This window comes from Amycolatopsis sp. NPDC003865 (assembly GCF_053605345.1).
This window is the reverse complement of record NZ_JBSGJA010000020.1, coordinates 79,352-101,901: the sequence shown is the minus strand read 5'-3', so window position 1 is coordinate 101,901 and position 22,550 is coordinate 79,352. Positions and strand designations below refer to the sequence as shown.

The following is a 22,550-nucleotide window of genomic DNA, read 5'->3' as shown; positions in this document are numbered from 1 at the left end:
AGCCGGCGAGCTGGAGCTCGTCGGCGGCCCGGGAGCTCGCGCTACACGGTGCGCTGCGCGAGGTGCGTCACGCGGTGTCGAGGTGGTGGATGTTCACGAAATCGTTGACGGCTTTGTCGTTGAGTCCCATCCAGCCGCTGTAACGAAAACCTTCCTGCCGTGCCTGGGTTGCGAGTGCGACGATCGCCGCAGCCAAGAGTCGATCGTTGCCATCGAACAGCGGTGCGCGCACGTCACGGTCGGTCACCATTGCCCGGAAAGCGGGTGCGCTGCGCTCGGAGTAGTAGCGAGCGAAGTTGGTGTAGAAGTTGCTATCGTCGGTGCTGCCGCGCGCGCCGATCACGACGAAGGCGCCGTAGACGTCGAATTGAATCAAGCTGTTGAGGATCGCGGGGTCGTCGGCTTCGCGGTCCGGGCGCAACGCGGCGTTGTCGCGAACGATGTTGTGCGCACGTGCCAGGAGTCCGGCGGTCTCTTCGCCTTCGAAGAGCCCTCCGCGAGAAGCCTCCGTGAGTGCGTGACGGAGCCAGCTGCCGTAGTAGTCGAATCGTGCGCCGTCTGGGCGCCGTTCGGCCAGCGCCCGCACAGCGGCCCAATTCTTTTCGCGGACCGCCAGGGCGCCTAGCGCGTAGACCCGCGTGATGACGGCAAACCACAGGCGTGCCGACGCGGTGCCGCGGGTGTTGCCGTGTTCGTCGACTCCGAGTTCGTAGATGAGTTGCAGGACGTTGAGGGACTGGGTGAACCAGGTGGTGCGCTGTTGGTGCAGGGTTACCGCGGCAACTGTGGTGACTCGATCGAGAAGCTGGTCGAATTCGTCTCGGTCCTGGGCGGTGCTGAGGGTCGCCGCGTCGCGTGCGGCTTGGTCGAGCAGGCTCCGAAGAGGGATGTCGTCGTCCCGCCGGAGGAGTTCGATGATCAGCTCGTCGAAGGTCTCCGCGTCGATGCGCCACGTGATCGCGGCTGTGGTCTGGTCCCGGAGGTCTTGCACGGCCTGGCCGAGACGAGCGTGTTCGGCGAATTCCAGGGAGAGTTCCCGGCGCCAGGCGTCCTTGCGGCGGTCGACGGCTTGGCTGAGTAGGCGTTGGACGTCCGCGTCGGTCCAGTGCTCGCTGCTGGTGCCGTGGCGTACGAAGACGTCTCCGACGCGGAAGACGTAGTGCTTCTTGCCGTTGTCCTCGTATTCACCCGGGGCTCGGAAGACGCACCATCCGGCTTCGGCCGGAGGCACGTAAATCACCGCCAGCTTCATGCCGTCGACCTCGTGAACCGCGCAGCGCAGGCCGGCCGGGTCCAGGTACTTCTCCAGTTTCGGGCGTAGGACGGCTTCGTCGAAGTGGCGGGCCAGGTCGGGCGTGAGGTCGGCTACCGGATTGCCGTGGTCGTCTGCGCCGACGACGATGTAGCCTCCGGCTGCCTCAGCACGCAACGCGGCGACGTCTTTGGCCAGCTCCACGAGATCATGAGCGTGGCCCTTGCCGAGGTTGAGTGTCGTCTTGTAGTCCAGGGCAGACTGCTCGTGTTGCTCGGCGAGGAGCGCGAGCAGCTTCTCGCGTGTGACGATGGGCTCCACGACAACGGCCATGTACTCATCGTGCCCTACTCGCGCAGTCCAGAGTGGTCAATATCAAGACGATGCACCGAGGCGAAACCTGGCGAACGGAGTCCGCGTAGTGGACATCGACGATGAACCCGCGGCTTACCTGGCCAAGTCCTCCTCGGCGGGGCGGATGGGCAAGGCAGCGGAGTACCTGATCGCGTCGGTGTGCATCCTGGCCACCCGCGGTGAGCTGAACGTCTCGACCTCGCTGGTCGATGACGAGGGCGTCGACCTGGTGTTCAACCGCCGTAACAGCCCGGCCACGCTCGCGGTTCAGGTCAAGGCCCGGATGTCGGACAGCAAGCTCGTGCAGAGCGACACGGTCATGGCCTTCGTACGCAAGGAGACCTTCCGGCCGCGCCCGGACATGGACCTGCTCTTCGCCGCGATCGACATCACAGTCGGCGGGATCATCTGCGCCTGGCTCATCCCCAGCGGCGAGTTCGCTACTTTGGCCGGTGCGCCCAGCAGCCGTGGCCGATTGCGGTTCTCCGCCTCGATGCGCGATTCGGCGAACGACAAGTGGGCCCGCTACCGACTCACCGCCGCCGAGCTGCCTGTCAAGATTCTCAGCCGATTACATCAGCCCTGAACGGCCAAGACGCTACGGCGCCCCTTCGCTCAGCGTCACCACGCGAGGGGTATGCGGTCGTGGCCGTTCAGGCACCTCCTCGAACCCGTCATGCGTCCCTTTCACCGGATGCTGACGCTGGTGCCGCGTCGGACCTGGTGAACAGGGTGGCGGGGTGCGTCCAGCGGCCGGTGGCGGCACGTAGACTCGTGCGGACAGCGATCCGGTCGGCCGACCCGGTCTCGACATCACGCTGGACACGGAAGAGGTCACGGGTGTCGATCAGGACGCCGTTCTCCTCGACGAGGTTCTCCAGGTCGCCCGCGTCCGGGATGGGAATCGGCCGTGCGGCCGGGTCGGTCTGGCGGAAGGCGTTGACCACGTGCCACAGCGCGTCCGGATTCCGCTGGTTCTCTCGGACGTAGTGGGTTTGCCAGCGCAGCACACGGTTCAAGTCATTGACCTTGGCCCCGGCGGTATAGCCCTTCACCTCGACAATCGCCTCCCATGCCGGCGCGTCGGGGTTGCTCACCCGTAGATCCTCGCGACGCTGCCCTTCCGGGTGAACCTGGTCCAGGTCCCGCACGGTGAACCCGAGCGTTTCCAGCGCGGAACCGGCCACGTTCCTGTTCCCGGGCTATGGGGACCGGCCGGTGGACCCGGACCGGCTCACTCACCCAGCTGTTTCGCAGGCTCAATACCGCCTCAAGGCTGCCGCCGGTGCGGCTGCACGATCTGCGTCACGGTGCGGCAAGCCTGGCGTTGGCGGCTGGCAATGACCTCAAGTTCGTCCAGGCTCTGCTTGGGCACGCGAGCATCGTGCTGACCGCGGACACCAGCGTCTTGGACAAGCACGCTCACCGTGGTGTACGGGCCACGGCCGAGCTGATCCTGACCACCGAGAGGCGGCTGGCGCGGCGGCTTCGGAAGCCGGTTCGGCGACGGCACCGGGAGGACACCGCCCGCGCACGCAGTACGCGGCTGTCTGACGGGATCAGTCGGTATCCCGTGGGCCGCCGGGGGCGATATGGCCGTGTGATGAGGACATGACCCCGTGGCGAAAGGGCGTCGGCACTGGGCCGCCGACAGGCTGGGGGGAGGTCCTGCCGGCGGGGTCTGGACGCGGGTGTAGCGATGCCGCGTATGTATGAAGACGGGACTGGCTTGTGCGTCGTTACGCCGGCCAGACGTCAGGTCGCCGAACCGACACCCGTCTTGAGCACGACGTTGTGCCCGGGCATCCCGCAGTACGCCTGTGGCCCGCCGTCAGGAGTCGGGCGCAAACATAGAGACGTAAACTGGGAGCGTTCTCGGCGTAGTCCCAGCCCCGTCCGGTGCACCGAGCTCGCCTGTGCACGGTGCGCGGCCGCCAATGCGTCGAATACGGTGGGCTCTGCCTGCGGCTGCTCGTGGGCCTTGAGTAGGTCGGATGCTGGCCGTTGCCGCCGTCGGCGACGAAGACTTAGGACGGCTGCTGGTCAGATCGGCGAGATGCCGGCTTTTCGCCGGCGGGATGAGGTATCCAGTCTGTCGGCTCGTCGCCGGGGCGACGCGGCAGCGGGATGGCGATAGTTGAGCCTGTCCGTGGGTAAGGGGTGACGAGCAGGTGGTGGAAGCCGTGGTGCAAGCCGGCCGGGGTTCCCGCCACGCGCAAGAGGTCGTACGCCGGTACGTTGATTTCCGCTGCAAGCTTCCGTAGGCGCTGGTTGATAGCGCGGTCGCTCAGCGAGCCCTGAGATGGCATTGGGGCGTCCTTACCTATTGCGGTGGGGGCCGGGCGGGTCTCGTGCTACTCGGGAAGGATCTTCGAGCCGAACTTCTTGCCTTCGATGACGTAGCGGACGCCCGAGGTCTCGTCCGCCGGGATGACGTGAATCGGGATCTTCCCGGCCTGCGCCATGGTCAAGGCCGTTGCGTCCATCACGGCGAGCTTTTTGGCCAGGGCGTCGGATGCGTTCAGTTCGTGTATGAACACTGCGCCTTCGGTCCGGCGCGGGTCTCGGTCGTACACGCCATCGACTCCGTACTTGGCCATGATCACCGCGTCGGCGTGGCCGTCCATCGCGGCGGAGACGGCAGCGACGTCGGTCGAGACTCCGGTGACTCCCATGCCGCCGGCGATCAGGACGATCTTGCAGTGGTCGAGAGCGTCGCCGAGCTTGGTGGTGGTGTAGGGGTCGCCGAGGCCGGTCGTGTTGCCGCGCGTGAGGGTTTCGACGGGCCGGTGCATGTGCTCCAGCCGGGCGGCGAGCGCGGCGATGTTGAACCCGGTCCCGTACATCCCGATCATGTCGGCCCAGGTGGAGCTGATCTGCCAGCCTGCCGCGTCGGTGCCGCGCCAGATGTTGCCGCCGCCGGTGACCACGATGACGTCGATGCCCATGTCGTGGACCTCGGCGATCGACATGGCGACTTCGTCGAACCGGCGCGGGTGCAGCGCTGTGCCGGCGAAGCTCAGCGATTCACCGCTGATCTTCAACACAACCCGGCTGTAGAGCGAACCTGCTGTCATATGATCACTTCCCTTTCTACCCAGAGTTTCTTCGCGATCTCCCAGACCTCGGTCTGGGGGGTGTGTTCGTGGGGATCATCGGCCAGGTCGGGGTGGACGTAGAACACGCCGGTGACGGCGACCATTTGATGATCTTCGGGTTGCGCGATCTCGTAGGTCCGCAGGTTCTTGCGGCCTTTGAGAATCTTCAGCGCGTCGTCGGGGAGGCCGTGCACGATCATGGCGGACCGGGTGACTGCGTTGGCTGCCAGGCTTTTCATGCCGAACTCGAGGTCTGTCGTGCGGACGTACTGAAACGGCCTGAGCCGGTACCAGTCCGGGAAACTGCGTGCCAGGAAATCCCAGGCGGGGCCGCCTTCGGGGCACAGGAAACTCACGCCTGACACGATTGCTTCCCGGATGTCGACGGGTTCGCGGAATCCGAGATCTTCGCCGGCCAGTAGCTGGAACGGCTCGACCTTCAGTGGCAGAACCTCGATGCGATCACTCCAGGGAACGACGGTGCCGACGGTGGGGCGCTGTTCTGCGACCATCATCGCCGAGAGGAGCCCGACCTGGGCTTTCACGTGCTCGCTGCGCTCTCGCAGTCTGATCTCGGCGGTGCGGCGGGCGTCGGGTCGGATCTCGAAGCCTGCCGAGGTGGGGATCGCGTCCCGCAGTGCGACGAAGTATTCGTCCATGCAGTTTTGTGTGCAGACGACCGGGACGAACCGCGTGGCTGCCTTAGTCTGTTCGATGGCTTGCTGCATCATTTCGGTGATGCGGCGCAGGTTGTTCGCGAGAACGAGCCCGGCTTGTGTCAGGCGGTAGCCGCGGCGGCCGGAGTCGCGTTGGAGGATGTGCAGGCCATGGTTGGCTTCGTAGGCCTTGTCGAACTCGAGCAGGATGCGCGACACGGTGCGGCCATCTCGGTTGAAGCGTTTGCCGATCTCGGCGAACGAGCTGGTCGGGTCCTGCATGCTGCGGATCATCTGCATCAGCTCGTAGTCCATCCGAGCGAGCACGGGATCAAGGACGGGGTCGACGTCCGGCATCGGCGCTTCCTCCTTCACGGTGCCTGAAGTAGAAGAACGCTACCGAGCCGGATGCACCGCCGTAGGCGGCGCAGACCGTGCCGACGAGGGCCGCGTCGAACGCGTGCGTCAACCCGCCGATCAGGACAAGGAACAAGCCCACGGTCATGCCGATCGAATAGATAATCGCCAGGATCTTCCTGGTGCCCGACTCCTGGTGGAGCTCGACGACCGGGTCATCGTCGTGGGTGGCGCCGATCACGACGCTCTCTTCGGTGTCAAGCCCTTGCGGGCCCGCTGATAGACGGTTATCCGTCACGTGACCCTCCCTACTCGATCCGGCGTTCCATGTATCGTCGTCCGGCCAGGAGGCGCACTCAAGAGGTCAACGCTGCTATCACCACAGGGAAGCGACAACTTTTGCGGCCTCATGGTGCATCACATAGCAACATCTGCCGTGTTGTGGCGTCCGATGCCGTTGTTGATGACGTATGAGTGCCGTAGCGTTGAGTCAATGACCGGAGCCATGGACAGTGCCACCGACCTGACGGAGCATGACCTGGCGAGCCCTGCGCGCAGGTCGCGGTTCAATGCCACCCTGGTCGGTGAGACGTTGAACCAGGTGGAGGAGATCGCGGAGGCCGAAGGCGCCGACCTCGGTGAAGTCGTTCGCCGCGCGATCAAGCTCGCGCACTTCATCTACCGCGAGCAAGCACGAGGAGCGCTCCTCAAGCTGCACGCACCTGGTGGCCGAGTCGACCGGATCACGGTCCACTACCGGCCCCGCGCCCGCGACGCCAGCAGCTGATCTTGCTGGGTCGTTTTTTCTGAGGCGTGCGCGGTGTGGAGCGCCGCCAGAAGTTCGGCGAGGTTGGCAGTTGTCTTGTTGACGAGGCCGCGAACGGTGTCGGGTATCCGGTCGAGTGGTCGCGGCTGTAACAGAACTGAGGTCGGACAGCGACGTGCTGGCTGACGGAACGCCCCGTCGACATGGTCATCACCTAAACGCCGCCACGAGGTGTCCATGGAAGAGCAGCCCGCCGAACCCGCCGACCGGGGAAGCGCCGGTCGCGGCGCCGTGTGGACGACAGTTCGTCAGACGTTCGGGTCCTTTAAACGCGAGTTCTATGCCGTCGGCTTCTTCGCTGCGGTGGTGGCAGTGGTTTCGGACCTTGGTGGCATATACGGACAGATATTCGCGATCGGCCCGTGGGGCCTGGCGCTGGCGCTCGCCACAATCCTCATGATCACCATCGCGTCAGCCGTTCGGAGAGCAATTCGCAGCAAAAAAATCGCCAAACGGCAGGTAGTGATCGCAATCGCCTGCCTGATAGCCGTCACCTTGGTTGTGCCAGGGGCGGTGCGCGGGACAATTGGTCTTGTGACCCAGGACGGGATCGGGCAGCAACCTATGGCTGCGCCGAAGACGCCTCCTGTCGCCGGGTTGTCGTCAGGCTCTGTCACGACATCCAACTCTGATGACCCGACGATACCGACCTCGCCACCTTCGGCGACACTGACGAGCGCTCCACCGGCGACGACCGGGCCGGCGCCACGGCCGCGCTTGCAGGCAATGCCCAGTGCGCCGGGTGGATGCAGCAAAACGGTAACACTGACCGGCGCAGTGAACGGAGATGCCCGAGCGGCAGGCAAGGATCTTTGGGTAGTCGCGGAACTGCTCGCCGCCCCGGAAAATGGAAACAAGGACCACTTCTATGCCAAGGCGCCAGTTGATGTCACGTTCAGCGGGTTGACGATCGGCGCTAACACGAAAGACTCCGGGACCCGAACCGGCCGCTACCTCCTTATTGCAGCGGCCGGTTCGGCCAGCGCTGACTTGCGCAGGAACTACGAGGCCGATCAGCTCCACATTGGCGTGTATAAGGACGAGTGGCGCGAGCACCTGCCGGATGGGGCCACGATTGTCACCGAGACGCCTGACATCGTGCAGAGTTGTTGACAACTCGTGGGGTGAGAAGCCCCACCGGTCGCCAAGGGGGCCAGCTTCTGTCCTAGGAGGTCGCTTCGCTCGTCGCTTTGCTGGAGGTGGCGCGGTCTCGCTGTTCGCAGTGGCTCATCCTTCCCGGTCGATCAGCGCCTGCAGTCGGAGCTGTAGATCAGGACGGATCGGTGCGACTTGCTTTAGCAGTCGCGCCGATCCGCCACGAAGCACCTCCAGAGATCGTGCTACCGGCAGGCGCAGTTCGTACATGCGCACCAACGTGTCGACGGCGAGCACAGAATCAGCGGACTCGAGGCCTTCGTCGAACATGATGTCGACCAACCGCGCCAGCACGCGATCAGCCTCCCGGTTGCGGCCGAGATAGGTGAGCACGCACCGCAGCATGACATCCGCGAGGGTGCGGAGTCCGTCCTGGTGAACCGCTGCCACGAACGATGTGAGCACAGCCGCGGCCGTCTCCGGGTCCGCTCCGACGCCAGTGCAAAGCCGATCCAGCAACAGGCTCCAGAACCGAAGATTCTCCTCGCTTGTCCACGATGGTGCAGCGATCGCCGCAGCTGCGGAGTATGCACTGGGCGATGGGTTAACCCACACTTCGATCAGAGCGTGCGCAACAGACTGGAGCTCGTTCTGATCGCTGCCGACAACGGTGGTCGCGGTGTCGGGTAGAGCTGTGCTGAGTGGCTCCAGCGCGTGAAGCATTAGGGCGTCAGGAACTCCGCACTGGAATTGGATCTCCTTGGTCAACCATTCCGTCGACTCGATGTTTGCATGAAAAATTTGATGGCCGCGCTGCCCACGTTCCAGTACGAGCATCCATGCCAAGTCGACATTCTGGTGCTGCGGCCCGAATCCCATCGTGAGTCGGACATCGCGCCGCCCGTCTTCCTGGATGCGTTCGAGTGCCACGATATCGACCAGGCTCCGCCATCCATCTGCGGGAATCTGGGAGCGCCAGAATAGTGTCAGATCACGCCATGCCGTCACGGGATCAGGTCGGTCCGGATAGAGCTCACTTGCGGTGACAGCGCCGGTACAGAGGCTGAGTAGCACCAGGTTTGCGGCATAGTTCGCGTAACGGGCCGGTCCCCCCGATGAGCGCGGACCGTAAACATTCCGGTCGCTGTGCGGCGATTCGCGATCGACGTTCTGGAACAGGGTCATCAGTACTCGCCGCACATTGTCGTGATCGGACTGCGACTCTCCGGCGAAGCCCTCCAGAAATGTGAGGATAGGAATTCGGCAACTCAATGGCCGATGGGTCAGAAGCGTCCGCAGAATATCATCCTCGAAACGTGCCCCCGTTATTGGATGGCGTGAGTAGTTCGCGATGGCTGCTGTATCTAGCAACTGCTTCCAGGTGAACCAGGCAACGAGGTACTCGGCAAACGAAGCGTGTAGGAACTCGTAGGTGCGCGACGAGAAATCACTTGCGGAGGCCTGTGACTGATGAATGAAGTAGAAACGGCCGAGGAGCTGTTCTGCGGTCGCGAGGGGTCCTGTTGACCGTTGCGACCGTGGCGGGTCGGCCATTCTGAGTGCATCCAAGTCGGCCTGGATCTCCACGTCTGTGGCTGACTCCTGGCCGCGATTGAACATAGCGAACGCCGCAACGGATAACTTGCTGAGCTCAACGTCAACCGCATCCTCAAGGTGCCGTCCTGACGAGCCGTCGTACATCTTGCTAGCTTCGCGGGAGGCGAATGTCCTCAGCAGACGTCCGTACAGTCGATGAGGGGATACATCCGTATCACGGCGCTGAAGAGCGTTGTCGTCAGCGTCGTACAGCGCGAGCGCAAGCAGCAGAAGTGGCTGCATTGCCAGGTCGCCGTTGGCCAGAACTGCCTCCAGTACAAGCGGGGACAGACCACGCTGGGCGAACACCTCGGCGTTGGCGTGGTTCCAAGTGTCGAGCCACCAGCTCACCTGGCTTTCGTTAAACGACTCCAATCGCACTGCGGTGGTGCCGGCGGGAATATCGACCCGGTCGGCGACAATCGTCCGGCTGGTTACGATCGCCGCAAGCGGACGTCCAATCGCAGCTTGGTCGCGCTGGAAGCGCTGCACCTGTTGCAGGTAGGAGCTAATGTGAGTTCCGGTTGCCTGGAGGACCTCGTCGAGGCCATCCAGCAACAGGACCGGCTGCGCCCGACCTGCCGCGAGAGCCACTTCAGACCAGCGGGCAGGTTCGCCGATGGTCATGTGGATCGCCTGCTCAATTTGTTCGTCGACGTAGGAGTCGGCTGATACCGCACGTAACGGAACACGCACGGGAAGGAATCGATCAGTGCGCAGGCGTGCGGCCAGAACCTCAGTCAGCAGTGACTTACCCGCACCTGGATGCCCCAGCACCATCACCGGCGCCCGCGTTGCCTCCGCAGATGTCAGGTAGGCGGCCAGGAACTCCTCGACGTCCTCTCGAAGTGGCTGGCTCATCCACCACGATTCGTCGCTGACGGGAGTATCGCGACTGAGGACGGCGAACCGGAACATCGGAGAGATGTAGGCCTGCTCGACGGTGGGAGAGACAACGGGGGCGAATGAGTTGTCGAACCGGAGGATGGGACTGTCTAGCACGGATCGGTAGGCCAGGGCCAACTTCCTGACAGCGGCGTCCGGCGTGCCCCCTCGAGTCGCTAGTTCGTGCAGTCCTTCGGGCGTGTCTGGCCGATGCTCCCAAAAGCCGACCCACGCTTGGATCTCAGGAAAGTCGGCAGCAAGACGCCGCAATGATTCCTGATATCGGTCTGTGGCGCGGTCGGCCGTTTCACCCAGCTCGCGGGTGATCCTCCTCCGCTCCATGGCGGGAAGTGCGTCCCAGTCGGACAGGCCCCTGATGAACTGGTGCAGCCGGTCGGTGAGCTCGAGGTAGTAGACGTGGAGATCGGTGCGGAAGGACTCCCGTGCTTGCACTGGGCTGGGAACGACCCACCCGACCGACTGGATCTGATGAGCGAAGTCGCCGATTCCAGCCAGGTCAGCTCCCGCCAGGGCAAGTTGCTCCCTGCTGGTGATCTCGATCGGCAGCCGAACCTCGGTGAGACTCTCGAAGAACGCCGCCACCACGATCACCGTGTGGGCCGCTTCCAAGCGACTTGCGCGGTCGTCTTCTGAGACACCGCGCGCCACAGCCCTCGCGACGAGTTCCCTGCTCAGCCCCACCAGTTCGTTCTTCGCGCCGAACCACGCAAGGACCTCAAGACCCCCGGGGGTGGCGTCGGACATGAAGAAGCTGGCAACCCGCTCGAAGGCGTTGCGGAGCTTGTTGTCCCCGCGACTGAGCAGGCGTACCGCATCGGCGTAACTGAGTGACCGTCGAACCATGGCCCTCATCCTGCCTTTCCGTCACGCGACGCCGCTTCCGGAACGAGTGGGGCGAGTCGCCTTTCCAAGTCAGGCCGTTGCGCCGTGACTTCACGGACCATTGCGTCAAAATCCTGCACCGAGGTGAGCTGGCGGACGGCGGGCCGGGGAAGCCCTCTTTCGTATATCCTGATCAGGGCCAGTGCGGCCGGCACCGGTTCGACGTCTGCGAGATCCGGCATGAGCATCGACCCCAGAACTTCGGCCACCTTGTGTTCGTCCCCACCGTGGTCAAGACGAGACGACAGGCACTCGATCATCCTGGTTCGAAGCAGGGGTGGCAGGTGTGGGCGTAGTGATTCGTCCAGCCGCCGAAGGGCTTCCGCGGCGTCGGCGCCGGTGAGGTGACCGGACGCGCTCAGGTGGGGAAGCAGCAGTTCCAGGAACTGGAGCCTGGTGCCTGGCGTGCCGGACTCCGAGACTGCGATCTGCACACATCGTTTGCAGGACTCCAACGAGGGCGCCGTCGAGAGCTCCCACAGAGCCATCGCGGACGTGTACCCACCTGTAGCGTCCAATCGAAGCAGCGGTTCCGCGGTGTGCAGCATGACGTCGGCGAAAGGATCACAGAGGAAGTTCGTTCTCAAATGAAGATCTGCCCAGCTCGGTTGCGGCGACACGGCGCGGTCGGAGGACCACGCCGGATGAATCGCGGCCGGTGCCCACCCGTCCTGAGCCGGCCCGATGCGGACGTCCCGCATGCCGTTCTCCTCGATGCGCTCCACGGTGAAGGCGCTGACCAGGGCGCGCATGTTCGCCGAGGACAGTTGCGATTCCCACAGCATCGCCTGGGCGCGCCACTGCTCGATCGGTTCCGGGGAGTCAGGAAACAGTTCGCTCGCCAGGACGGCCTCCGTGGGCGCGCACACCAGGAGTTGGAGCAAATTGGCGCGGTAGATGAGCGCGCCCCCAAGCTCGGACGGGGCCGGTGCACTCCGGACGTCGCGGAACAGGTGCACGAGGAGATCCTTGAACTTCCTGGACGCGCTGGGCCCGAGCTCCGTCATCATCTCGATGAGGAAGTCGATCACGGCGCGGCGGTGGACCAGCAACCGGCGGGACAGCAAGGTTCGCAGGCCCTCGTCAGTGGCCCCGGCCTTCGGCATCGCGCTCTCTCCGTCCTCGATCTTGCGCAGCTCGTTCCAGATGAGACGAGCGACGAGGACATCGGCTACGGCGGGGTGCACGAAGGCGTACTTCTGACCGTGTCGGCGAAACGGGAACCGGGCCAGCAGGTAGGCGACGGTCGGCAGGCTCGAATCCGGCGCCGTACCGGCATCGGCCAAGGCCTGACCGAGGTCAGGTTCGCTGATCCAGACATCTCCACGGTCGAACGTCGCGAACGCGGCAGCGGCGAGGATGTTGAGATCGACCTTTGTGATCAGTTCGCGCTGGTGCAGCTGCGGGTGGTACTTCATCACCTCTCTGTCTGCCAGCACACCAAGCACGTGCTCGTGCCGAGAGCCTATCGGCCTGCGGTGGGCTGCGTGGACGGCGAGCACGAGTAGCAGGAGCGGCTGCCTGGTGAGGTCCCGGTGGGTCAGCAAAGCCTCCGGTGTCAACGGCGACTTAGGGTTGACGGTGTTCCAGCCGGCAATCCACTCGCGGACTTGCGGTTCTTCGAAGGGCTCCAGCCGGACCGCGAGGGTGCCGTCCGGTGGCCGAGCCCGATCCAGCACGGCCGCGCGGCCAGTCACGATCACCGCTACCGGTCTGTCCCGGATCGACTCCCGACGCTGAAACTCTGCAACGCGTTCTAGGAGGTTGGCCTGGTCTGTGCCGGTGGCCTGGAGGTACTCATCGAACGAGTCGAGCGCGACGACTCGCTGGATAGCGCGGCCCAGGGGTACCAGCGACGACCAGTCAGGTGCCTCGCCGGTGGCGGTTCGCAGTGCCTCGGCCAGGTGATCCTCAATCTCAGTTAGTTCCGGCTTCCGTTTCATGTCCACCCGCAGCAACAAGAAGCTCTCTGGCGGTAGCACCGCGCTGACCAGGCGAAGGAACGAGGTCGTGCCCGATCCGGCCTCGCCCACGAGACACATAGGAGCCTTGACCGCGCGATCCGACCGTAGGTAGTCGCCTAGGAACTCCCATGGACTGTCGGCACGAAGGTCCTGGGCGTCCCATCTGGCGTCGTCGCCGACTTGCCTCGGGCCCGTCATTTCCATAATGCGGAAGCGGGGAACCACATAGAGTTCGTCCAACGACGGCACCCGGACATCGTCGGGCAGTGGCCCCACGTCCGTCGACCGTGTCCGCAGGCCGTCGATGTAAGTCTTGGTGAGTCGGTCGCGGAGTTCGTCGGGCTCTTGCCCGGCGTACCGGTCACGCAGCATGGCCGTGATTGCTGTGAGACTATCTCGTAACTCAAAGACGGCAGCGCGGGTGGCGCGATGGTGCAGTATCTGGGTCCAAGACTCGAAGTCGGGCTCTTTGGCGAGTTCCAGCATCGAGTCCCGATAGCGGCTGACGGCCTGGTCCGCGACGACATTCAGCGCTTCGGTAATTCGTTCGCGTTCGGCGCTATGTAGCTTCTTGCTAACCGCGAGGCCGTCGAGGAAGTTGTTCACCTTGCCGACCAAGCTCCTGTAATAGTCGTGCAGGCCGCGCTCGAAGTCCTCGGGCGCTTGCCCCTCGGCGGGCAAGAGTCGTCCGGCGGACATGATCAGGGTGACGAACTTGTCCGGCATCGCCGCCCCAGATGTGGCGAGCGCGATCTGCTCGGTTTTGGCCAGGCTTGTCGGTAGTCTTACCTCTTTGAGTTCGTCGAAGAAGGCGGCGATGACGAGGACCGTATGCGCGGCTTCGATTCGCTCGGTACGGCCGTGCTTCGAGAGTCCGGTCTTGAACTCGTAGAAGCCACGAACGGCCTCCCGGCATAGGCGACTTAGGTCGGCTTTGTAATCGAACCAGCCGAGGACATCCTGTACGAGCGGGGCGGCACCCACCATGAGCCAGCCTGCGGCGGTGTCGAGTGCGCCCAGCAAGGCGCTGTCATGGCTGCCGAGCAGCCGGACAGCGTCGCCGAAGCTGACCGAACGCGCCATGACATCATTATGGCCCACCCAGTCGGGCACCGAGCGTCCGGACGGCGTGGCGTGTCAACAGGTTTACTGCATGGAAAGTGATTCCTGCCCACGAGGAATCACAAGGTCGTGCCGCTGGTGACGATCCCCGCGGCTATGCGGTTAACTCTACGTCCTTCTCGACATAAAGGGAGTAATTTGGCCGCGGCGCGCCGCGCCACGCCGCGCCACGCCGCCGGAGCATCCCGACCGCGCAGCACCGCGGCGCCAGCGCCCCGACCACTGGAGGACCACAACAACTTCTATGTAGGCGCTGGTGGTTACGACCCGAAGTTGGACGTCGCCACGGCGCGGGTACCGGAGTGGCGCCGCATCTGCGAACTATGCATCCGCCCGATGGCATTTGTGGAGATCGCCGCCTCGGACGGAGTGGCCAATCGGGGTAGCCGGCGTTCTCGTTGCCGATCTTGTCGATGCGGGCCTGGAGTCCGTGATCCGTCGTGAACTCGAGGAAGACGGCGGTCCCAGCCTTGACCTGATGACTGCCGTCCTTGAGCGACTTCACGAGATGCGAGCCAGCGGACGAGCACAGCACGAAGAATGGAGACGTGACGGAGTCCGGGCCTGCGGTTGGCATTCGTAAGCATGATCTCGAAGTTCGCGAAAACCGCAGGTAGGAGCCCTGGAATCAGGTATCGTCTCAAGATTGCCGCGGTCGAACTCGCGGACTTCCCATCCGTTGCCGCTGCGGATAGAAACGCAGCCCCCCGCTGGTTGATCTGCGGCCTCGGCTCCGCCTGTTGAGGCAAAATCCCAGGTCAGGCAGCCTTCGCGGGCCTGTTGAGCACAGCAAGAAGAACGGAGACGCAATGGAGCCCAGATCAACCGTTGGCAAACGCAAAGATGATCTTGGACGCAAGGAACCGCAGGTAGAGGCCCTGTGATCGAAGACCGTTTCAAGATCATCGCGATTGAACCCGCGCGCTTTTAATCCGCAGGGTGCGGAGGCTGCCTCTGGTGTCTGCGCGGGAGAGACTGTGTCAAAGAGTGACGACACATTACTCAGTCAATGCCCCCGGATCGCTGACCTGGATCGGCTTGGCGGCGTGAGGTGGTGGCGGTGATCGACGTCGAACGAGTCCTGTCTCCTGGGTGGTCATATTCGTCGTCCACCGTGTCCCGCTCGCAGGGCCACTGTGGTGGACATCCGCAGGTCGTGAGGCATGAGAGTCCGTGCGGATATTGTCCGAGCCTGGTCGGGGGCACCACGCAGACCATCATCACCCTGATCGGCCCCGGCTGACCGGCACACTGGTCATCGAGGGCATGTACGACCTCTCGTCGATGCGCGGGAGGTCGTGATGGGGTCCTCGGACGGCGTGACCAGGTTCGGTCACCACGATGATGGGCATCGTCATCGGGCTGACCTTCCTCTTCGGCTTCGGGAACGTCCTGGCGTTGGCGCTGCGGATCGGTGTCCCCGTGTACGTCGCACCGCTGGTGGCGCCGGCGGTTGACCTAACGGTCCTGGGCCTGCTTGTAGGAACGCGGCATCTGGCGATGCAAGGTGCTCCGGATCAGGTCCTGCAGCCAGCGCGGCGCCTGCTGCTTGGCGCCAGCACGGTCACGCTTGCCTTGGACGTCGCTGACCCCGTCTGCGCGGGTCAGTGGGGTAAGGCTGCGTTCGATGCGGTCGGACCGTTACTGCTCATCGGATGGGCAGAAGTCGGCCCGGCTCTGCTTCAAGGACTCCAGCACGTGGACGCGGTGTCGACGAATTCTGGAAGTCTCGCGGCCCCGCTGCCTGAAGTCGCATTCGAAACGGCACCTGGTCCTTGTCAGAAACCCGTCCGAGCGTCCGCAAAGTCGATGGCTGGCAATTTGGACGACAGTAAGCTGGAGCGTGCTCGAGTCCTCAACCTTGCGCACTGGAACAAACATAAGCGACCGATTTCGGCGGAGACACTCCGCCGCGAACTCCGGGTGGGTTGCGACCACGTCACGGGACCTGTGCGCGATTGTTCGTTCGGAGGGGGTTCCGCGTGCACGAGCTGCCAACAGTATCGTGTTGTGACGCCGAACCGTGCACAGACGACCTCGGCAGTACCGCCGGCGGCTCGCTTGTGGTGATCGGAGTAGCACCACTGACGCAGCGGATGCGAGTTGGTTGTGAGCTGCATCTTGACGGTTGGCTTGTCTGGACCGCCATGCCACACGGAGGTTGGCCCGACCGATCCATCGGATTCGTCCGAACCGGTCACAGTGGATTGACGTGGCGGTGAGGCCAAGCTTGTGTCGGAAGGGCTAAGTTGAGCCCATGCAAACGCTGCGCCTGACAGCCTCGTCGCCGGTCGACTGTGCTCCCTTGCGAGTGGACGTCGCAGGCCGACGGCTCACGCCCAGCCCGGTCTTCGACACGTACTGGCGGTTCGCCGCGGCTCGGCAGGAGCTGTTCTTCGCAAGGCTGGCCAACCGTGCCGATCTTGCGCCCGACGACGAGATCCTGCGTGCGCACCGGTTCACTAACTGCTACCGCGCAGCCGACCGAGTTAGCCAGTTCGCCATCCACGACGTCGCGTACGCCGGCAGCCAAGACCCGGCAGACGTAGTGTTCCGGGTACTGCTCTTCAAGCTGTTCAACAAGATCGCCACGTGGCAACTGTTGGACGCAGAGCTGGGACCGATCACCTGGCGGAGCTGGCGGCCGCAGGTGGCCCGGGCCGTGCTGGACGCGGCTTGGGCATCCGGCAGGCGGCTGTACTCGCCGGCTTACGTCATCCCGCCACCGCGCCTCGGTGGCCCACGTAAGCATCACGACCATCTTTTGCTGCTGGAAACCATGATGCGCGACGAGCTACCGAGGAAAATGCAGGAAGCCGATGGTCTGGCGCAGGTGTTTTGGCTGCTCGGCGAGTACCCGGGCATCGGCGACTTCCTCGGCTTCCAGTTTGCCATCGACTTGAACTACACGAGCGTGATCGACTTCGACGAAAACCAGTTCGTCGTTGCGGGTCCGGGAGCGAGGGACGGGATCCGCAAGTGCTTCGGCCGGGCGGCGGCCGGTATCGAGGCCGAGGTCATCGCATACATGGTGGACACGCAAGAAGAACACTTCGATCGTCTTGGGCTCAAGTTCGCTTCCCTGGGTGGTCGGCCGCTCCATCTCATCGACTGCCAGAACCTGTTCTGCGAGGTCGACAAGTACTCGCGCGTCGCCCACCCTAAGGTCGCGGGGATCTCGGGTCGCACGCGCATCAAACAGACCTACCGGCCGGCAACGGACCCTCTCCCCGCTCCCTGGTTCCCCCCCAAGTGGGGGATTACCGGAGCGGTAGGCAGGCAGCTGCGGCAGTTCAGCAGTATCACCACAGCGACGTCTGGCGCAGCTGTGCCAGGTACTTCTCAAGAGTGGTTGGCCTGACGTCAAGGGTGCACAGTCCGGCATCGACGGACAGCTCTCCGACTTCCAGTCCAGCAGCGTTCGCGACATAGCGCTGGAGCAGCCCCAGTGCTAAGTAGTTCCCGTAGGCCCGCTCGACGAGGTACTCGTGCCGGTATTGCGCGAGCAGGTGCAGCCGCCCACCTAAGCGCTGCCAGGAGAGATGGGACAGACACGGAAACCCCATCGGGATCGTGTCCGGTGTGGGGGCGTACACCTGCGTCTCATCGGAGGAGGTTGCATCATCGGTGTCGTCGAGTGGCTGCCTGTCCTGAGCGGGCACGGCGGCCGACGTCGTGGTGGTGGTTTCGTAGATGGCGGCCGGGCGGGTTTTCTTCGCGGTCTGGTCGCGGCGGAGTTGGTCGATGAGTCGAGTCAGCTGGTTGACCGGTTTGTCACGCGCTGGGTAGTGGACAATTCTGCCGAAGTAGGTGCCGCGGTTGTTGGCACCGGCTTCGCGACGGATCCGTTTGTACATGGCGGCGTAGCGGGAAGAAAGCTCTTGAGGGCTCTTGCTGAGGCGCGCGAGAGCAGCGGGAAAGAGGGTGTTCACAACCGTCTGCACCGGAGCCTTATTCAACGCCTTGAGCATCTGGTCTACCAGCGCGCGGACCTCGAGGTCTTCCGCACCGGGGTCGGTGATGGTCAGGCGCACGTGCAACAGGCGATCGGGGTAGTTCGTGGCCGCGAGGTCGACCACTTTCAGCCAGGCCGCTCCGGTGGTGGACTCGCGAATGACCTGGTTCATCGCGTGCAGGGCAGCTTCGCTCATCAGGTTCCTCCTTGAACGTCTCGGAAAATCTGCTCCTGGAGCTGGTACCACGCGTCGATCTCGTCCTCGGACATCATGGAGAGGTCGGGGATGCCGGACCGGTCCGAGAGACCTTGGAGCACCTGGTCCACCCGTACTCGCACTTCCTGACCGTCGTGGTCGAGAGGCAAGGGGGCGCCGTCGTTGTCCTCCGACGCGGTCGCGACAAGCACCCTGTGCTCCGGCGATTCCCAGACCGTCTCGGCGAGCCCGTGTTCGACCAGCCTGTCGCCGAGCAGGTCCGCGGAGCTTGCCGCGTCCACGACGATCCGGTCCCCCTCGGCGAACACAAGTTCACCAAAGGCGGCAACTGCGGCGAGCGGCCAGACATCTGCGCGAGGGTCGCGAGGAGGAGCTCCGGCCACGTCGAGGCTCTTCTTCACACGTCCCGGTGGGACTCGGGCCAACGAGTTTGACGTCGGCCGATCGATGAGGTGCGCGGTCGCGAGGTGGCGTGCCGTTCCCGTGTACGAGGTTCCTAGTAACAGCGACGCCAAGTAGCACCCTGTGGACGAGACGCCGTCGTTCCCGCTGACGACCCGGAGCGCCGAACGAAGCGCGCTACGCGGCATGAGCAGCCAGGCCGCAAAGGCTTCCGCCGTTGTCTCGGGCAGAGTCCGGGCAGCGTGCCACTCGAGGTCTGCGGTGGTTCCCCGGTCGGCTGCTGCGCCGACGTCGGGGGCTGAGGCGATCTCGAGCTCGCAGGTGGCTGGGTGGTTCAGCACCCGGTGGCCCCATTCGTGGGCGGCCGTGTGGCGTTGCCCGTTCACGGTGGAGTTGGCGTTCAGCCAGATGGTCAGCGGTCGGTCGCCTTCGGCTGGGATCGTGGCACCGAAGAGCTTCGAGCTGTGCTGCCCGAACACCTCGACGCCCGCCGCGTCGATCATGGCGATGACGTCGACACGCTGGTCATGCCGCAGATTTGCCTCTCCGCGTGCGTTCTGCGCGGCGATTTGGGCGATCCGGTGCGCCGCTGACCACTTGCTCATGACTTGGTCTGGTTCTGCATTCGGGCCCGGACCTCCACCATCTCGACGTAGTCGGCAACCTTGGCCAGGTCGTCGTGGCTCATGCCGCCGAGCCGGCGCGCGACCACCTGCACGGTGTGGTTGCCCGGCTCGGCGTCGTCGTCTTCGTCGAGGAAGTAGCCGACCGGGCGCGTGTAGACCAGGGCGAACTTCTTCAGCTCCAGGCTGTCGACCTTGCGTAGACCGCGTTCGACGTCGGAAATAGCCGAGCGTGGTATACCCGTACGATCGGCTACGAACTTCTGGCTCAGCCCTAGATACTCCCGGCTCTGCTTCAGCCGTGCACCGAGGCGGACCTGCTCAGGGTCGAGCATGGTGCCCTCGTCCTCTGGTGCTGCGGCGCTGGAATCATTCATCGGCGGGGACTCCTTCCGGTTGGGCGGTGAGGGCGGTGGCGGCCAGCTCGGCGCAGACGCGATCAGCGAAACCTCGAACTGAGCGCATGTCACGCGCGGTTTCAAAGGTCGCCTCGAACCGAACTCCGAAGCGCGCGGATACCCGGGTCATCAGCTCGACAAGGATTACTGAGTCGCAGGGCATCTCTGGCGACAGCTCGACGAGCTCGGCCAGCAGCTCACTGGCGTCTTGTTCGAACTCTTCGGCGAGGAGGTCGACGATGTAGTCCTCGACCTCCTCGCGGGATACCACCCGGTTGTCCACGGCCACCTCTGTCCTGTTTGCCGACCGACGTGTCCTATGGTACGACAGAGGGGTCGTCGGAATCAAGGACAGCGGTGTCGTGATTCCTGGCAACCTTCCCCGTTGTCGGCGCCTCAGGAGACGCAGTGCACCTTCGCGAGTACCAGCGAAAAGCTATGACCACCCGTCAGGACCTGCCCGAGGAGGCGGGCGCGGCGGCCGGCCACCTGCTGAGCATGGTCGCGCAGATCGGTGACCTGTCCCGGCAGTACCAGCGCACGCGGCGCGACGGCGACCACCAGGGGTGGGGCAAGCTCCGGGTCCGTGAAGAGCTCGGTGACGTTCTTTGGCACCTGACCGCGTTCGCTTACGACCTCGGCCTGGACATGGAGGACGTCGCGGTGGCGAACCTGACCAAGACCGCCGATCGGTGGATTCCGTCGGCCGACTGGCACATCTTCGACGAAGACTTCCCGGCCGAGGAGCGGCTGCCCGCGTCGATCGCCTACAAGTTCCGGACCTACCGCAAACCGGACGGGGTTTTCGCGACCGAGATCTACCGCGATGGAGTGCAGGTCGGTGCCACCCTCACCGACGCATCGCGGAATACCGACAGCTACCGCTTGCACGATGTGTTCCACCTCAGCTACGCGTGCCTGCTCGGGTGGTCTCCGGTCACTCGCGCTCTGCTCGGCTGTAAGCGCCGCAGTGACCCAGCGGTCGACGAGAACGAAGACGGCGGCCGAGCCATCGCCATCGAAGAAGGGCTCGCGGCTTCGATCTTCGCCTACGCGGCCACGCGCGACTATCTCAGCGGCGCTGCACACGTCGACGGCGACGTACTCGCCTCCATCGCGACTTCTACGGCTCAGCTCGAGGTCGGCGTTCGGACGGCGGCCGACTGGGAGCGTGCGGTCCTCGAAGGGTTCCGGGTGTGGAAGCAACTCGACGACCACGGCGGAAACGGCATCGTTCTGGCGGATCTGCACGCTCGGTCGATGGGATTCGAACCCATTACGGATGCCACCGGTGGGACTGACCCGTCAGGATCAGGTCTCGGTTGAGCCCTCCCGCCATTTTCCGGCCTTGGCCCTGGCCGGGGGCGGTTTCCCGGAGTAGTAGCGCAACGTCTTCCGCAGGGTTGGAGGACAGGTAGTCGAGTGCCGCCTCCTCCTCGCTCCAATCGGGAGAGCTGCCCTCGGTGATCCCGTAGGTGTGGTCGATGGGTCGCCGCATAATTTTTCGCATTTGTGCAACGACCGGCTCCGGCGCGGCAGCTCGCAGGCGATCTGCTGAGCTATCGATCTGTTTCGTGACACTGGAGCCGACGGGCTCACCGCTATACCGCTCGCCCGGGAGGCCGACGCGTACGCGTCGCTCGACGACCCGATCGAGGTGGCCAAACTCCTGAAACTACAACTACACCTGATGGTGTCGTGGCGCAGGTCGTGCTGCTGGCCTACCGGGCCGTGCGCATCCCGTCGAATGCGGTGTCCGACGTTGTCTACCTGCTGTTTTGCCCCATTTCCCGCCGGCTAGTGGCCGGGCGGCCTTCGCAAGGTTCACCGCAGGGAGGGCACCCAGGACGACCGCCGGCAGCCGGCGACGGGTCGACCGCCGATCGTCGCGTCTTCGCCTCGAGCGAGTTCGGAGTCCGCGGATCCAACGTTCTGCCGGCAGATCCGCTCACCCCGCATCAGTGTTGTCAAGGACTCACTAACAGGGTGCCCGTCGAGGGGTTCATGAGGTGCAGGATTCGACCCTGTAACAGCCGCATGGCCGGGCGCGACTCTTACGAGCGTTGGCGTGAATCGAGGTTCGCAACGTATTCAGGCGATTCTCTGACGACCTGATACCAAGTCGATGGGAGACCGCGAGTGGCTAGCTCCGGTGCTGTGCTGCGGTACGTGAACTCCCAGGAGTACACGGACGACTTTCACGTGGCCCGTCGAATGTGGAAGAAATCTCCAATGCTGGGTGGGTCTGGCATGTTCATCTTCACTACCTATGCCACGTTGCCGCCTCTAACGACTGTCGGATCGGATGCCGGTGACAGCGACGCGCTCATGCTGCGGAAGGCTGTCGGTGAAGGACGAGCCAAGGATATTCTTGTCCGTCTCTTCAATCTGGACGACGACATCGGCCAGCCGGTCGGACTTGCGGACCCGAGCGTACGTCGGATGTTGTCCGGACTTGGTGAACGGCACCGCGCTCTACGTGGGATGAAAGACGAGTACATCGACATGTTCGCAGGCATCGTCGCGATCTCCTGTCTGCGTCTAAGAAACTCTCTAGAGATCACCGTCGAAAAGGACGAACTAAGTCACTATTGGCGGTACATGCATTATTCGCTCGCGGCCTTCGGTGCCGAACTCGGCGAATATGACGCGGTTTCGGCATCTTGCGCTCGGTTCGTCCAGCTCCATTCCGGCGCCAGTCGACAAACCGGAATCTACCTCGCGCACCTACTCGCCACCTACCCGAAGCACATGTCGGTCTGCGGACGGGCACTCTTTCCGGAGACGAGACGAGTCGTGTCCGGCCTGCTGACGGCCGAACTGCCGGACGGTTGGTCGACGCGATGA

The 22,550-nt window shown here is 64.1% G+C and carries 18 protein-coding genes; 7 read left to right on the top strand and 11 right to left on the bottom strand.

Annotation, left to right across the window (positions count from 1 at the left end):
- Positions 1–67: 67 nt before the first annotated feature.
- Positions 68–1,585 (bottom strand): AlbA family DNA-binding domain-containing protein, encoded by a 1,518-nt coding sequence (locus ACWEVP_RS37310; protein ID WP_452067279.1) that lies wholly within the window; start codon positions 1,583–1,585, stop codon positions 68–70.
- 88 nt (positions 1,586–1,673) lie between these two features.
- Here ACWEVP_RS37310 and ACWEVP_RS37305 point away from each other — a divergent pair, with 88 nt between their 5' ends.
- The gene (locus ACWEVP_RS37305) at positions 1,674–2,192 is read left to right on the top strand and encodes a hypothetical protein (protein WP_452067278.1); all 519 of its coding nucleotides are present in this window, start codon (positions 1,674–1,676) and stop codon (positions 2,190–2,192) included.
- An 88-nt stretch (positions 2,193–2,280) separates the two neighbouring features.
- Here the strand turns inward: ACWEVP_RS37305 and ACWEVP_RS37300 are convergent, their stop codons facing one another.
- Positions 2,281–2,793 carry a hypothetical protein gene (locus tag ACWEVP_RS37300; protein ID WP_452067277.1) on the bottom strand — a complete coding sequence of 171 codons (513 nt, stop codon included), beginning with the start codon at positions 2,791–2,793 and terminating at the stop codon, positions 2,281–2,283.
- Between the two features lie 17 nt (positions 2,794–2,810).
- On the opposite strand from ACWEVP_RS37300, the gene ACWEVP_RS37295 reads away from it, so the two are divergent.
- Positions 2,811–3,221: a tyrosine-type recombinase/integrase gene (locus tag ACWEVP_RS37295; protein ID WP_452067276.1), complete on the top strand. Its 411-nt coding sequence runs from the start codon at positions 2,811–2,813 to the stop codon at positions 3,219–3,221.
- Between the two features lie 739 nt (positions 3,222–3,960).
- Here ACWEVP_RS37295 and ACWEVP_RS37290 read toward each other — a convergent pair.
- From ACWEVP_RS37290 to ACWEVP_RS37280, 3 genes are read right to left on the bottom strand one after another with little or no spacing between them, the layout of a single operon-like run.
- The gene (locus ACWEVP_RS37290) at positions 3,961–4,683 is read right to left on the bottom strand and encodes an amino acid kinase family protein (protein WP_452067275.1); all 723 of its coding nucleotides are present in this window, start codon (positions 4,681–4,683) and stop codon (positions 3,961–3,963) included.
- Positions 4,680–5,717, bottom strand: coding sequence for a hypothetical protein (locus ACWEVP_RS37285; RefSeq protein ID WP_452067274.1), 1,038 nt, complete (start codon positions 5,715–5,717; stop codon positions 4,680–4,682). Before ACWEVP_RS37285 ends, ACWEVP_RS37290 begins: the two co-directional genes overlap by 4 nt.
- Entirely contained in the window at positions 5,692–6,015 is a 324-nt protein-coding gene (locus tag ACWEVP_RS37280; protein ID WP_452067273.1) for a hypothetical protein, read from the bottom strand. The genes ACWEVP_RS37285 and ACWEVP_RS37280 overlap by 26 nt, the downstream gene beginning before the upstream one ends.
- Before the next feature lie 195 nt (positions 6,016–6,210).
- On the opposite strand from ACWEVP_RS37280, the gene ACWEVP_RS37275 reads away from it, so the two are divergent.
- Together ACWEVP_RS37275 and ACWEVP_RS37270 are read left to right on the top strand one after the other, a co-directional pair.
- Complete coding sequence (locus ACWEVP_RS37275; RefSeq protein WP_452067272.1) at positions 6,211–6,504, top strand: hypothetical protein; 294 nt, start codon at positions 6,211–6,213, stop codon at positions 6,502–6,504.
- A 216-nt stretch (positions 6,505–6,720) separates the two neighbouring features.
- Positions 6,721–7,656: a hypothetical protein gene (locus ACWEVP_RS37270; protein WP_452067271.1), complete on the top strand. Its 936-nt coding sequence runs from the start codon at positions 6,721–6,723 to the stop codon at positions 7,654–7,656.
- A gap of 114 nt (positions 7,657–7,770) precedes the next feature.
- On the opposite strand, the gene ACWEVP_RS37265 is transcribed toward ACWEVP_RS37270, so the two are convergent.
- Together ACWEVP_RS37265 and ACWEVP_RS37260 are read right to left on the bottom strand one after the other, a co-directional pair.
- Positions 7,771–10,983, bottom strand: coding sequence for an NACHT domain-containing protein (locus ACWEVP_RS37265; RefSeq protein WP_452067270.1), 3,213 nt, complete (start codon positions 10,981–10,983; stop codon positions 7,771–7,773).
- 5 nt (positions 10,984–10,988) lie between these two features.
- Entirely contained in the window at positions 10,989–14,069 is a 3,081-nt protein-coding gene (locus ACWEVP_RS37260) for an NACHT domain-containing protein (protein ID WP_452067269.1), read from the bottom strand.
- Positions 14,070–16,365: 2,296 nt separating this feature from the next.
- Here ACWEVP_RS37260 and ACWEVP_RS37255 point away from each other — a divergent pair.
- Positions 16,366–17,469: a nucleotide kinase domain-containing protein gene (locus ACWEVP_RS37255; RefSeq protein ID WP_452067268.1), complete on the top strand. Its 1,104-nt coding sequence runs from the start codon at positions 16,366–16,368 to the stop codon at positions 17,467–17,469.
- Here ACWEVP_RS37255 and ACWEVP_RS37250 read toward each other — a convergent pair.
- The 4 genes from ACWEVP_RS37250 to ACWEVP_RS37235 are packed head-to-tail and all read right to left on the bottom strand — an operon-like array spanning position 17,411 to position 19,986.
- Entirely contained in the window at positions 17,411–18,259 is an 849-nt protein-coding gene (locus tag ACWEVP_RS37250) for a hypothetical protein (protein ID WP_452067267.1), read from the bottom strand. The two genes, ACWEVP_RS37255 and ACWEVP_RS37250, sit on opposite strands and share 59 nt — an antisense overlap.
- A complete protein-coding gene (locus ACWEVP_RS37245) occupies positions 18,259–19,287 on the bottom strand; it encodes an ImmA/IrrE family metallo-endopeptidase (RefSeq protein WP_452067266.1) in 1,029 nt (342 codons plus the stop codon). Before ACWEVP_RS37245 ends, ACWEVP_RS37250 begins: the two co-directional genes overlap by 1 nt.
- Positions 19,284–19,682: a helix-turn-helix domain-containing protein gene (locus ACWEVP_RS37240; protein WP_452067265.1), complete on the bottom strand. Its 399-nt coding sequence runs from the start codon at positions 19,680–19,682 to the stop codon at positions 19,284–19,286. Before ACWEVP_RS37240 ends, ACWEVP_RS37245 begins: the two co-directional genes overlap by 4 nt.
- A complete protein-coding gene (locus tag ACWEVP_RS37235; RefSeq protein ID WP_452067264.1) occupies positions 19,675–19,986 on the bottom strand; it encodes an acyl carrier protein in 312 nt (103 codons plus the stop codon). Before ACWEVP_RS37235 ends, ACWEVP_RS37240 begins: the two co-directional genes overlap by 8 nt.
- A 155-nt stretch (positions 19,987–20,141) precedes the next feature.
- Between ACWEVP_RS37235 and ACWEVP_RS37230 the strand changes: the two genes are divergently transcribed.
- Entirely contained in the window at positions 20,142–21,029 is an 888-nt protein-coding gene (locus tag ACWEVP_RS37230; protein WP_452067263.1) for a MazG nucleotide pyrophosphohydrolase domain-containing protein, read from the top strand.
- Between the two features lie 924 nt (positions 21,030–21,953).
- Positions 21,954–22,550: a hypothetical protein gene (locus ACWEVP_RS37225; RefSeq protein WP_452067262.1), complete on the top strand. Its 597-nt coding sequence runs from the start codon at positions 21,954–21,956 to the stop codon at positions 22,548–22,550.

Coding starts and splice junctions, on each gene's coding strand:
- ACWEVP_RS37310 (WP_452067279.1), bottom strand. CDS start 1,585: ATGGCCGTTGTCGTGGAGCCCATCGTCACACGCGAGAAGCTGCTCGCG.
- ACWEVP_RS37295 (WP_452067276.1), top strand. CDS start 2,811: ATGGGGACCGGCCGGTGGACCCGGACCGGCTCACTCACCCAGCTGTTT.
- ACWEVP_RS37290 (WP_452067275.1), bottom strand. CDS start 4,683: ATGACAGCAGGTTCGCTCTACAGCCGGGTTGTGTTGAAGATCAGCGGT.
- ACWEVP_RS37285 (WP_452067274.1), bottom strand. CDS start 5,717: ATGCCGGACGTCGACCCCGTCCTTGATCCCGTGCTCGCTCGGATGGAC.
- ACWEVP_RS37275 (WP_452067272.1), top strand. CDS start 6,211: ATGACCGGAGCCATGGACAGTGCCACCGACCTGACGGAGCATGACCTG.
- ACWEVP_RS37270 (WP_452067271.1), top strand. CDS start 6,721: ATGGAAGAGCAGCCCGCCGAACCCGCCGACCGGGGAAGCGCCGGTCGC.
- ACWEVP_RS37265 (WP_452067270.1), bottom strand. CDS start 10,983: ATGGTTCGACGGTCACTCAGTTACGCCGATGCGGTACGCCTGCTCAGT.
- ACWEVP_RS37260 (WP_452067269.1), bottom strand. CDS start 14,069: ATGGCGCGTTCGGTCAGCTTCGGCGACGCTGTCCGGCTGCTCGGCAGC.
- ACWEVP_RS37255 (WP_452067268.1), top strand. CDS start 16,366: ATGCAAACGCTGCGCCTGACAGCCTCGTCGCCGGTCGACTGTGCTCCC.
- ACWEVP_RS37250 (WP_452067267.1), bottom strand. CDS start 18,259: ATGAGCGAAGCTGCCCTGCACGCGATGAACCAGGTCATTCGCGAGTCC.
- ACWEVP_RS37245 (WP_452067266.1), bottom strand. CDS start 19,287: ATGAGCAAGTGGTCAGCGGCGCACCGGATCGCCCAAATCGCCGCGCAG.
- ACWEVP_RS37240 (WP_452067265.1), bottom strand. CDS start 19,682: ATGAATGATTCCAGCGCCGCAGCACCAGAGGACGAGGGCACCATGCTC.
- ACWEVP_RS37230 (WP_452067263.1), top strand. CDS start 20,142: ATGACCACCCGTCAGGACCTGCCCGAGGAGGCGGGCGCGGCGGCCGGC.
- ACWEVP_RS37225 (WP_452067262.1), top strand. CDS start 21,954: ATGTTCATCTTCACTACCTATGCCACGTTGCCGCCTCTAACGACTGTC.